The organism is Microcystis sp. BLCC-F209, assembly GCF_041928595.1.
Classification (GTDB): Bacteria; Cyanobacteriota; Cyanobacteriia; order Cyanobacteriales; family Microcystaceae; genus Microcystis.
In genome coordinates this window covers 1-11712 of the sequence record NZ_JBHFLL010000239.1, presented here as the reverse complement: position 1 = coordinate 11712, position 11712 = coordinate 1, and the positions used below count along the sequence as shown (strand labels likewise).

The following is an 11712-nucleotide window of genomic DNA, read 5'->3' as shown; positions in this document are numbered from 1 at the left end:
TGGCAGAACTGCTCCCACAGGGAAGCGCTCTCGCGCTGTTGTAAGGTGGTGGTCATTGGTTTATGATTCCTATTAAGTTATCGAGGTACGATTGATGATGTCTCTATCTTAGAGAGTTTGTATCGGTTTGTAAAGGGGTTTGACAAAAGTATTTCTTGTTGGGGTGATAAGGTGGGCTTATGCTTGTTAGTCGGTCGTTTGTAGTGGCTCTTTGCAGAATTCGATCGCCCGAAGGTGATCGATTTGCCGATGATAAACTATAAAGAGCCTTTTCTTTTGAGCCAGAGAATGCCGTCGCTCTATAGCCTAAGAACCGAGAATCCCCCGCTAACCGCGCGAGCGGTTAGCGGGGGAAAGTCAATGTTGTGACAATCCATAAGCATCTGAGGGGGTAAGGCAATCACTAAAATCCTTTTTTTTTCCCTTTTTACCCTTTTTCTCTATTTTTTCTCTTTCTTTTCTTTCCCGCCTCACGGCGGGTCGATTTTGTAGGGGCGAACTGCGTTCGCCCACCGGCAATAATTATCCCACCGGCAATAATTAAGGCTTGCTGAATAAATGTGAAATATAGACGAAGTAAGGGTTTTAGGGTTCTGTTTCGCCCCCACCGGTGCAAGATTTTGAGAGAATCGTGGTTCAAAACCTTGTGTCTTCATCGGCCCGCGTCCTGTAAGGGCGAAGCATTCGGATAGGAAATATACGGTTTCAGCGATAGGTTATTGCCCGAATGCTTCGCCCCTACTTTCTCTCTTTAACGGCTGATTCCGCGAAGTTGCTCCAGAAGTTGATCAAGAATGTCTTCCATCTCTTCCGGGCTTCTGCCCATCCTGACCGGTCCGCGCAGAAACTCTTTAACCGTTATCTTTTTATCGCGGAAGTCACGGACAAAATTATAGATTTTTTCGGTGGATTGAACTTGTAATTTCATCTCCTCTAGCATTTGCTCAATCGGGTCGATGCCATCCTTCTCACAAGCGCGGCTGGCCCTCACCATCTCGCCTTCCGGGGTATTTCGCACCGAGCGCAGTTCTCTTTTCAGGTTCTCGTATTGCTTTTTAAGTAGTTCGTTATTGGTTTCAACCCTCTCGCACTGTCGTTTAAGGTCGCTTTCCGATGAGCCTTCAACCGCGAAAGAGTCCCCCATTTGATGCTGTCGTTCGATTTCCAGCAGTCTGGCAATATCTCCCTCTTTATAGGCACGGTTGACCTCCTTCATGATCTCATTGTGACGCATCCGAGTTTCGGGATCCGTAACCTTGTCGGGGTGAAAAATCTCAGCCATTCTCAGGAAAGTGCGGCGTATTTGTCTAGATTCAGGAGATTTAGGCGAGCTTTCAGGTGATAGCTCTGTTCCATCATCGTGACGGCCGTAGGAGTCTCCCCCAGAGAAGAAATCCTGCGCGGATTGCTCCGATGATCCTTCCGACTCTTCGTCTCCGAAAAGTTCGTCTAGTTCTTCATCTCCATCCTCAAATTTTGGGCTAATCACCCCCGTTAACTGAAGTGTCTCGTAAATTCCGAGAATCCTTTTTTTTGTCTGCTGCCCCATTTTTCTAGCAGTGAGGATTTCGTCAAAAAGGGCGTGTATTTCGCGGTCGAGGTCGGTAAGTTTTTGATAGAGGGGTTGCCCTCTCTGGAAAATCTCCGTCGCTAAGGAACGCATCTGGTCGAGGAATTTCTTCAGTTCGTTGCGTTTTCTGCCAATCTGCTTGAGGAGCCACTGATGCTCCTCCTCTAAAGCTTGGAGACGAAAATGTAGGGAAGACAGCGCCAAGGCAGGAGAGGTGGGCGAATCAGAGGAGTTCGGTGATTTCGGCTTTTTAGATCTGGTCATTACTTTGGGGTGAAAGCATATTGTCCATTCTACCAAGCCGCAAGGAACCGCATTCCTAAAACTCACGCTTGGCTCGTTTTGTTGTTTCTCCCCACCTCCCTGCTCCCCAATTCCCCAATTCCCCACTTCCCCAATTCCCCAATTCCCCAATTCCCCAATTCCCCACTTCCCCAATTCCCCAATTCCCCACTTCCCCACTTCCCCACTTCCCCACTTCCCCACCTCCCCACTTCCCCACCTCCCCACTTCCCCACTTCCCCACTTCATAATTCATAATTCATAATTCATAATTCCCCACTCCCCTGCGCCGGCGCTCCTGCGGAAACCTTTTTAAGTGGCTAGAAGCTAGATATATCAATGGTCTTAATTAATTCTTATCAATCGAATTAAATTTTTGTAAATAAAATTCTCGATCAGATTAATTATTTTTTCCAAATTCCGCTAGACTTATTTAGTAAGTTCAATCGAGATTCAATATTCCATAGCTAAATTTCTATAGCACGGGCTAGAAGGGAAGTTTAGCGAGGGATTCCTTTACCCATAATTCAGCACACATATTTGCTTTAGCAAGCAGGTAGGAGATTCTATGTCAAATTTTTCGAGACGGAAATTTTTAACCACGGCGGCGGTTTCAGCGGCAGGGGCTGTTGTCCTCAAAGGTTGTGTGGGTAATCCCCCCGACAGTACGGGTGGAACCACCACCACCGCGCCCGCTTCCCCGGCAGCCTCTCCCGTCGCCATCGCCCCGGAACAAGCTCCTGAAACCACCAAAATTAAATTAGGTTATATTCCTATCGTTGAGGCCGCACCCTTAATTATTGCCAAGGAAAAAGGCTTTTTCGCTAAATACGGGATGGCCGATGTGGAAGTCTCCAAACAAGCAAACTGGGGATCTGCTAGAGATAACGTCGAAATTGGGGCAGATGCGGGCGGAATTGACGGAGGACAGTGGCAAATGCCCATGCCTTACCTAATTTCCGAGGGACTAATCACCAAAAATAACGTTAAAGTCCCCATGTATGTGTTAGCGCAGTTAAACACCCAGGGTAACGGAATTGCGATCGCAGGTAAACACGAGGGCAAAAATATCGGTTTAGACCTGAAACCCGCCAAAGATTACATCCTCGGCATGAAAACGACGGGAACTCCCTTCAAAGCCGCCTATACTTTCCCGAAAGCTAATCAAGACTTCTGGATTCGTTACTGGTTAGCCGCCGGTGGTATTAACCCCGATACGGATATTAACCTAATTGCGGTTCCTGCCGCCCAAACCGTGGCCAACATGAAAACGGGAACCATGGATGCGTTTAGTACCGGTGATCCTTGGCCGGCGAGAATTGTGGCTGATCAGATCGGTTTTATGTCAGCTTTAACCGCAGAAATCTGGCCCTATCACCCGGAAGAATACCTCGCTATCCGTGCCGATTGGGTGGATAAAAACCCAAAAGCCACCAAGGCCCTATTAAAAGGAATTATGGAAGCGCAGCAATGGCTCGATCAAGAGGCAAATCGGGCAGAAGCGGCAGCAATTCTCGCTAAACCGGCTTATTTCAACCTCAAAGAAGAAATTATCGCCGGTCCCCTCAAAGGAATGCAGAAAATGGGTGACGGTAAACCGGAAATCACCGACAAAAATAAAGGGGTTTTCTACTGGAAAGATCCCGCCGGTAGCGTTTCCTATCCCTACAAGAGTCATGATCTCTGGTTTTTAACCGAAAGTGTTCGTTGGGGTTTCTTGCCGAAAGAAACTTTAACCACTGCCTCCGCATTAATCGACAAAGTTAACCGCGAGGATCTTTGGAAAGCGGCAGCTACAGAATTAGGAGTTCCCGCAGCCGATATTCCCACCACTACCTCCCGGGGTGTCGAAAAATTCTTTGATGGCAAGACTTTTGACCCTGCCAATCCCCAAGCTTATCTCGATAGTTTGGCGATCAAAAAATAGCGAGCTTTTAACGATAGGCTAGGTGGATAAAATATCTAGTCTATCAATCCCAAAAATGTTTTCTTCTCTTCCCAATCAAGTAACTTTATCTTCAACAAAGGAAAACGGCAAAATGGCAAGTAGCGTCAGCAGAACAGGTAAAGGTGGTTTCAACTTCGGTAAATTCTGGAAAAAGCATTCCCATGACATTCTTCCCCCCATTATCGGTATCTTAGGTTTTCTGATTGTTTGGCAATTAGTCTCGATGGTGGGATTAATCAAATTACCCCCCCCATCCGACCTAATCACCAATGAGCGTACCCGTACTTATTTAATGTATCCTTTCTTTGATCGTGGAGGCATTGATAAAGGACTATTCTGGCAAACTTTAGCCAGTCTGCAACGGGTATTAATCGGTTATTCTTTTGCCGCAGTGGTTGGTATTGGTGTTGGGATTATGGTCGGTTTAAATTCCTTCTTAAATAAGGCCCTCGATCCCCTTTTCCAATTCCTGAGAACAGTTCCTCCTCTTGCTTGGGTTCCCCTATCTTTGGCCGCTTTACAACAAAACCAACCTGCTGCTTTATTCGTTATCTTTATTACCGCAGTTTGGCCGATTTTGATTAATACTACCGTCGGTGTCCAACAAATTCCCCAAGACTATATCAACGTTAAACAAGTCTTGCAATTGTCCAGCAAAAAATTCTTTTTCAAGATATTAATTCCCTCGGCTCTTCCCTACATCTTCACTGGTTTGAGAATTGCGATCGGTTTAGCTTGGTTAGCGATTATTGCGGCGGAAATCGTTATGTCGGGTATTGTCGGTATCGGTTTCTTTATCTGGGATGCCTACCAAAATAACTACATCAGCGATATTATTCTCGCGCTGTTTTATATCGGTGGTGTGGGTTTATTGCTCGATCGCTTTATGGCTTGGTTGCAAAATCAAATCGTTCGTCAATAGGGAATCAATGGGGAAATTTTCCCCATTTTCAAATAACTGAAACTTGAGCCAATTTAAGGAGAAAAAAACTATGAGTTTGTTTGTCGCTGTCGATAACATTGATAAAGTATTCCCCCTCAGTGGTGGCGGTGAATATGTGGCCTTGAAAGGGATTGATTTACAGATAAAAAAAGGGGAATTTATCTCCCTTATCGGTCACTCTGGTTGCGGAAAATCCACCCTCTTAAACATGATCGCTGGTTTAGATTTGCCCACGGAAGGGGTGGTGACTTTGCAAGGTCAAAGCATTAAAAAACCGGGACCCGATCGCATGGTAGTCTTCCAAAACTATTCCCTTTTACCCTGGTTAACCGTCAAAGAAAATATCACTCTGGCCGTCGATCAAGTTCTCACCCAACTGTCAGAAGAAGAAAGAAAAGCCGAAGTCGAAAAATATATCGATCTGGTCAATCTTCGTCATGCAGTGGATAAACGTCCCAACGAATTATCGGGGGGGATGAAACAACGGGTAGCGATCGCTCGCGCCCTAGCCATTCGTCCGAAAGTCCTACTTTTAGATGAACCCTTTGGCGCGTTAGATGCCCTGACTAGAGGTAATCTACAGGAACAGTTAATGCAGCTGTGCGAAGAATACCAAATGACCTCGGTAATGGTGACGCACGATGTGGATGAAGCGGTGCTATTATCCGATCGCATCGTCATGCTTACCAACGGCCCCGGCTCAAAAATTGGCGGTATTTTGGAAGTGGATATCCCCCGTCCCCGCAAACGCATGGAAGTGGTGGAACACCCCAGTTACTACAGTCTCCGGAGTGAAATTATCTATTTCCTCAACCAACAAAAACGGATCAAAAAACTACGCGCTCGCAAAGTCGAAGTGATTGCCCGTCACGGTTTAGAAAAAGTCAATCTAGAAATCGGTTTTGTTCCCCTCACCGCTTGCGCGCCCCTAGCAGTGGCCAAAGAAAAGGGATTCTTCACTAAACATGGTCTAGATGAGGTGAATTTAGTCCGGGAAACCAGTTGGCGAGGCGTTGTGGACGGGATCGCGGGGGGATTCCTCGACGGGGCGCAAATGCCTTCGGGAATGCCCACCTGGTTAACCGTCGGTGGTTATCAGGAGCAACCTTTGCCGATTGTCAGCGCCCTGACTATGACGCGTAACGGTAACGGTGTCACCCTCGCTAAACGCTTCTATGACGAGGGAGTGATTGACGGTAACGTTTTAAGACAGATGCTATTGGAATCGAAGGAGCAGCGCCATATTTTTGGCATTGTTCACCCCTCCTCCATGCACAATTTGCTCCTACGTTACTGGTTAGCGGCAGCGGGAATTGACCCCGATAAAGACGTTCACCTCGAAACTATTCCCCCGGCCCAAATGGTGGCCGACCTGAAAACCGGTAGTATTGACGGTTACTGTGTCGGTGAACCCTGGAACCTACGGGCCGCCATGGAAGGTATCGGTTATACCGTCGCTACCGACTTAGAAATCTGGCAGGGCCACCCAGGTAAGGCCCTGGGAGTTCGGGAAGATTGGGCCAATAAATACCCTAATACCCATGTCGCTTTAGTCAAAGCACTGCTGGAAGGTTGTCGCTACTGTGCCGAGGAAGGGAATCAGGAAGAAATTCGTCAAATCCTCGCTAGTCGTCAGTACCTTAGTACCAATATAGATTATATCCAACTGGGTGATCCCAACTCCTACGCGTGCAGTCTCGATCGACCGATGAAAGAATATGCACACCATCTGTTCTTTGGGGATGGGGTAAATCGTCCCAGTCGTACCGAACACCTCTGGATGATGACCCAAATGGCGCGCTGGGGCCACATTCCTTTCCCGCGTAACTGGGTAGAAATTCTCGAACGCGTCTGTCGGGTGGGTGTCTTCAGTACCGCGGCCCGGGAATTGGGTCTAGGGGATATTAAATATCGTCGCACACCGATCCTTTTATTCGATGGTATCGAGTTTGATGCCGAGGATCCGATCGGTTATCTCAATAGTTTAGAGATCAAACAAAACGTCACCATGGCCGAAGTGGCTATTGATGCTCGTCCTAGTGCCAGTGAATCTCGCAAAATTGCCTAAAAATCGACTAAGGGGATAATTCCTAGCCAATTATCCCCGGCCATTGCCCCTATTAACTAATTTCCCCCAAAGACTAATCATGTACACCACCACCGACACAGTTAACCGAGCAACCCAGGCCCCCACTAAAGAAGCTTTTGTTACCATTGAAGGAGTTTCTAAGGTTTATCCCACTCCTAGAGGCCCCTACACCGTCCTCAAGGACGTTAATCTCAACATCGATGAAGGTGAATTTATCTGTGTGATCGGTCACTCCGGTTGCGGTAAATCGACCCTATTAAATATGGTGTCGGGTTTTTCTTCTCCCACCGATGGCATTGTTAAAGTTAACGGCAAGAAAATTACTAAACCCGGGCCCGATCGCATGGTAGTGTTTCAAAACTATGCTTTATTGCCTTGGTTAAGCGTTTTTGAAAATGTCTATCTCGCGGTAGATGCGGTGTCTCCCAATGCTCCGGAAGCACAAAAACGCTCGATCGTGCGCGATCATTTAGCTATGGTGGGTTTAACCGAAGCTATGGATAAAACCCCTCCCCAAATCTCCGGGGGGATGAAACAACGGGTTTCGATCGCTCGCGCTCTTTCTATCCGTCCGGAAGTGTTGATTCTTGATGAACCTTTCGGTGCGTTGGATGCGATTACCAAAGAGGAATTACAGGAAGAATTGCTGAAAATCTGGCAAGATAAACGCTGTACGGTGTTGATGATTACCCACGATATCGATGAGGCCCTTTTCCTCGCTGATAAGCTGGTAATGATGACCAATGGACCGGAAGCGAAAATCGGCGAAGTGATGAATATTCATTTCTCCCGTCCCCGCGATCGAGAGAGAATTATGGAGGATCCGGAATATTATCGTCTGCGTAACTATGCCCTCGACTTCCTCTATAATCGTTTCGCTCACGATGATGTTAGCTAGATGTGAGCATTTGTATTAGTTTGGGGTGCGGTTGACTTAATAGCGATCGCACCTAGATTTTTTTTTTAGGGAAGCCTTCTTCAAGTAAGATTATTTCTAAGTAGGTAGATGTTAAAAAGCGATCGCACCTAGATTTTTTTTTTAGGGAAGCCTTCTTCAAGTAAGATTATTTCTAAGTAGGTAGATGTTAAAAATTGTCAGATACCCCCCTTATTAAGGGGGGATCAGCACCCCCTTATCAAGGGGGGATCGACTTACTTATTGACTAAATAGAACAATTAGCAATCAAATACAATAACAATTTTTACTTTTTACTTAATCGATCATGCTCAAACAGATACGGAAACTACTTATCAATTTCGGTCAACAATGGCGCGATGAAGATTTCATGAGGTCGATTCATCTCATTGAAAACATAGTTTCTAAGGTTTTATCCGTAGCCTTAATTGTTGTTATTATTGTTTCTCTTTATGATCTAGTAGTTATCCTAATCAAAGACCTATTTACTACGGAACCCGTCGGTTTTTTTAGTAAAACTTTAATTGAAATATTCGGATTATTTCTCAATATTTTGATTGCCTTAGAGTTATTAGAAAACGTCACTGCTTACTTAAGAAAACACATCGTACAGGTTGAATTAGTAGTAGTTACGGCTTTAATTGCCATCTCTCGAAAAATTATTATTTTCGACCCCAATAAATACAGTAAAGATGATTTAATTGCCCTCACCGTGGGAACCTTAGCTTTAGCGGCAAGTTATTGGTTAATCAGAAAAGTTAATCGCGATAATCGTTCTTGAAGTAGTGATTAAGTCCCCAGACAGAATTAATCACAGATATTTTTTACTTCTGGAGTTGAGCAGTTCTGGGGTTCTCTCCTGCCAGAGTGTCAATTTAACTTTGTCCAATTACTGATTAAGGAAAGGGGTAGATTTAGAAAACCTAACCCTTATAAATATTTACTCGACTCTGGAAATATTACCCGCTTTAATCCAACCTTCGCGACCATCGGACAGACGCACGCGATGCCATTGGCCATCGCTGCTGGTTCCCACCACACTGACTTTAGTATTATAATCCAGACCGCCGAGACGAGTCGATTCACTGGTAGGTTCAGAGCGCAAACTTAAACCGCTTTGCCATGTCACCCGCGCTTGATAACCCTCGGATTTGGTTTCTCTTTTTGTTTCTTCGGGACTGGGTTTCGGGGAAGCTTTTGGTGTTGGGGTATTAGGAGACTCTTTCACCTCAGCTTGGGGTTGTTCTTGGACGGGAGTAGTAGGGATGGATTTAGCAGCTTTTTCCTCCTTAGTTTCCTCTTTTTTCTCCTCGGTAAAGACAGGTTTAGGAGGATTAGAATTCATGCCAGAGAGAAGCATATAGGCGACAGCAGTAGCCCCACCGACCAGAATCGCCACTCCCATGACAAAACCGACCATAAATTGCAATAAACCAGATAAACGCTTCATATTGGTGCTAAATTAACTGTTAGGATTGACATTAAAACGATCATCGCGAGAGGCTAAACGAGCTTTACCGGACTTAGCCCAATCCTGTAGAAATTGAATCTGTTCTTGGGCAGTGCGGGCCAGGGGTATAATCTGACTAGCGGCCTCAAGCACATCATCGGTGCTAAAGTCGCGATTTTGACTAAAACCGATGTGCATCGCTTCCACGATGGTTTGTTCGATTTCTGCCCCCGAAAAATCGGGAGTTTCGTAGGCTAGTCGCTTTATATCATAACTTTTTAGATTATGGGGCCGGACTTTCCCTAAATGAACGCTAAAAATCTCCTCGCGGGACTTTTGGCTAGGTAGTCCGACAAAAAATATCTCATCGAAGCGTCCTTTTCGCAACATTTCCGGGGGCAAAGATTGGATGTTATTAGCTGTAGCGACGACAAAAACGGGCGATTGTTTCTCCGCTAACCAAGTGATAAAAGTCCCGAAAACCCGCCCGGTGGTTCCTCCGTCGCCTTTCCCATCCACTCCGGCGAAAGCTTTATCAATTTCGTCTATCCACAGCACACAGGGAGCTAAAGCTTCGGCGAGATTAATCATCTGACGGGTACGCGATTCCGATTCCCCCACCAATCCGCCAAATAAACGCCCCACGTCTAGACGCAGTAGGGGTAAGTGCCAATGATGGGAAATAGCTTTCGCTGTCAGGGATTTACCCGTCCCTTGAATTCCCACCAATAGTAAACCCCGGGGATTGGGTAAACCGTAGGCGCGGGCGCGTTCACTAAAGGCACCACCGCGACGAATCAGCCAATCTTTGAGGTTATCTAGGCCCCCGATGTCAGAAATCTGCTCTGTGGCGGGATAAAAGTCTAATATCTGGGTTTGACGAATCGATTGGCGTTTTTCTGCCAAAATTAATTCCACGTCCTCTGGCTCAATTTTGCCGTGACTGGCTAAACATTTGGCTAAAACCCGACGAATTCTCTCTAGGGATAATCCTTGAGCAGAAAGCACTAATTCATCCAGGAGTGGTTCTTTGACGGGTTGTCCGGTGGCGGCGATTAATCGCTGGATTTCCTGTTTGATTTCTTCGCCACTGGGAAGGGGAAAATCGACGACGGTGATTACTTCGGTTAGATCCGAGGGGATAGACAGTTCGGGAGCGACGATAATTAGGTTTTTGGGCTGAGATTTCAGGGAACGGGCCAGATTTCGCAATTTTCTGGCGATGGCAATATCTTCTAAAAAGCGCTGGAAATCCCGTAAGATTATGATGGCGGCGATGTTAGTCGGCAGCTTTTCGACGAATTCAAGAGCTTGCAGGGGATTACGCCGAGCAAAGTTCTCATTATTGGGATTATCTTGATAACCATCCACGAAATCCCAGACATAGACAGCACGGTTATGGCTCTGTTTGGCAATATCGGCGATCGCTTTTTCGAGACGTTCTTCTTCTAGGGTGCTAACATAGATGAGAGGATAACGGGCCCGCAGCAGTAATTCAAATTCTTCACCAAAGCTCATAGCTATTCGTCTATAGTTTTTGCTATTTATATCGTCATCAGAAAATATAGCAGTTAGCCGTCCCTTGGATATTTTAGTACAAATGCTCGAACTGCCTCGCCCCCCTCTTAACCAGTAATTTAGCGCATTTATCCTCAAGATGAAGTGTAGCCTCATTTTGCTATCGACGACCGGCGACCGACTCCCCCAAAGGACAACTTCCTATCTCACCATTAGGTTAACTGCTAAGTACCTAAGCAAAATTAATTACACATATCTAACCACCTCTTGCCTCTTGCCTCTTGCCTCTTGCCTATCTTCACTAGGAAATTAATTTTGCACGACTACTTATGTATGAATAATATTATTGACCATGATCGTTTATTTAAGGAATTAATTGCGACTTTTTTTGTTGAATTTATTCAGTTGTTTTTTCCTGAGATTATTAATTATTTAGAGCCTAATCAGATCACATTTTTAGATAAAGAAGTCTTTACCGATGTCACGGAAGGAGAAAAGTATGAAAGTGATTTAGTCGCCCAAGTTCAATTTCGAGGACAATCATCATTTTTCTTAATTCATCTAGAAGCACAGTCTAGCTCTCAACCAGAATTTAATCGGCGAATGTTTACTTATTTTGCTCGTCTGCATCAAAAATTTGCCTTGCCAGTTTATCCGATTGTCATATTTTCCTATGAGCGTCCGCAAAAAGAAGCAATTCGTCAATATAAAATCCAGTTTCCCGACTTAAAAGTGTTAGAATTTAACTATCAAGTTGTCCAGTTAAATCGCTTGAATTGGCGGGATTTTCTCAATCAAGCTAATCCCGTCGCCACCGCTTTGATGGCCAAGATGAAAATTGCCCCTCGGGATAGGGCAAAAGTTAAGGCACAATGTCTAAGATTATTGGTAACATTAAGATTAGATGCCGCTAGAATGCAATTGATTTCAGGTTTTGTCGATACCTATCTCAATCTCAACTCGTCCGAGGAGATAGAATTTCAACAGGAGATTAGC

The 11712-nt window shown here is 45.5% G+C and carries 9 protein-coding genes; 6 read left to right on the top strand and 3 right to left on the bottom strand.

Annotated elements, in window-relative coordinates:
• Positions 1–751: 751 nt before the first annotated feature.
• Positions 752–1834, bottom strand: a complete 1083-nt coding sequence (locus tag ACE1AQ_RS15255) for a molecular chaperone DnaJ (RefSeq protein ID WP_110545797.1) — start codon at positions 1832–1834, stop codon at positions 752–754.
• 586 nt (positions 1835–2420) lie between these two features.
• Here ACE1AQ_RS15255 and ACE1AQ_RS15250 point away from each other — a divergent pair.
• The 5 genes from ACE1AQ_RS15250 to ACE1AQ_RS15230 all read left to right on the top strand — a co-directional run bounded on the left by ACE1AQ_RS15250 (position 2421) and on the right by ACE1AQ_RS15230 (position 8529).
• Positions 2421–3779 (top strand): CmpA/NrtA family ABC transporter substrate-binding protein, encoded by a 1359-nt coding sequence (locus ACE1AQ_RS15250; protein ID WP_110545790.1) that lies wholly within the window; start codon positions 2421–2423, stop codon positions 3777–3779.
• A 112-nt stretch (positions 3780–3891) separates the two neighbouring features.
• Complete coding sequence (gene ntrB, locus ACE1AQ_RS15245) at positions 3892–4722, top strand: nitrate ABC transporter permease (protein ID WP_110545794.1); 831 nt, start codon at positions 3892–3894, stop codon at positions 4720–4722.
• 70 nt (positions 4723–4792) lie between these two features.
• Positions 4793–6811, top strand: a complete 2019-nt coding sequence (locus ACE1AQ_RS15240; RefSeq protein WP_110545787.1) for a nitrate ABC transporter ATP-binding protein — start codon at positions 4793–4795, stop codon at positions 6809–6811.
• A 79-nt stretch (positions 6812–6890) separates the two neighbouring features.
• Positions 6891–7730, top strand: a complete 840-nt coding sequence (locus ACE1AQ_RS15235) for a nitrate ABC transporter ATP-binding protein (RefSeq protein WP_008198964.1) — start codon at positions 6891–6893, stop codon at positions 7728–7730.
• 325 nt (positions 7731–8055) lie between these two features.
• Entirely contained in the window at positions 8056–8529 is a 474-nt protein-coding gene (locus tag ACE1AQ_RS15230; protein ID WP_002800917.1) for a phosphate-starvation-inducible PsiE family protein, read from the top strand.
• A 159-nt stretch (positions 8530–8688) separates the two neighbouring features.
• Here the strand turns inward: ACE1AQ_RS15230 and ACE1AQ_RS15225 are convergent, their stop codons facing one another.
• The gene (locus ACE1AQ_RS15225) at positions 8689–9198 is read right to left on the bottom strand and encodes an SH3 domain-containing protein (RefSeq protein ID WP_008198962.1); all 510 of its coding nucleotides are present in this window, start codon (positions 9196–9198) and stop codon (positions 8689–8691) included.
• 12 nt (positions 9199–9210) lie between these two features.
• Positions 9211–10716 carry an AAA family ATPase gene (locus tag ACE1AQ_RS15220; RefSeq protein WP_008198959.1) on the bottom strand — a complete coding sequence of 502 codons (1506 nt, stop codon included), beginning with the start codon at positions 10714–10716 and terminating at the stop codon, positions 9211–9213.
• A gap of 333 nt (positions 10717–11049) precedes the next feature.
• On the opposite strand from ACE1AQ_RS15220, the gene ACE1AQ_RS15215 reads away from it, so the two are divergent.
• Positions 11050–11712, top strand: a 663-nt coding sequence (locus ACE1AQ_RS15215; protein ID WP_374808705.1) for an Rpn family recombination-promoting nuclease/putative transposase, incomplete at its 3' end; no start/stop codon positions are given.

Bases quoted from the DNA above. Each gene is read 5' to 3' on its own strand.
- ACE1AQ_RS15255 (WP_110545797.1), bottom strand. From the start codon at position 1,834: ATGACCAGATCTAAAAAGCCGAAATCACCGAACTCCTCTGATTCGCCC.
- ACE1AQ_RS15250 (WP_110545790.1), top strand. From the start codon at position 2,421: ATGTCAAATTTTTCGAGACGGAAATTTTTAACCACGGCGGCGGTTTCA.
- ntrB (WP_110545794.1), top strand. From the start codon at position 3,892: ATGGCAAGTAGCGTCAGCAGAACAGGTAAAGGTGGTTTCAACTTCGGT.
- ACE1AQ_RS15240 (WP_110545787.1), top strand. From the start codon at position 4,793: ATGAGTTTGTTTGTCGCTGTCGATAACATTGATAAAGTATTCCCCCTC.
- ACE1AQ_RS15235 (WP_008198964.1), top strand. From the start codon at position 6,891: ATGTACACCACCACCGACACAGTTAACCGAGCAACCCAGGCCCCCACT.
- ACE1AQ_RS15230 (WP_002800917.1), top strand. From the start codon at position 8,056: ATGCTCAAACAGATACGGAAACTACTTATCAATTTCGGTCAACAATGG.
- ACE1AQ_RS15225 (WP_008198962.1), bottom strand. From the start codon at position 9,198: ATGAAGCGTTTATCTGGTTTATTGCAATTTATGGTCGGTTTTGTCATG.
- ACE1AQ_RS15220 (WP_008198959.1), bottom strand. From the start codon at position 10,716: ATGAGCTTTGGTGAAGAATTTGAATTACTGCTGCGGGCCCGTTATCCT.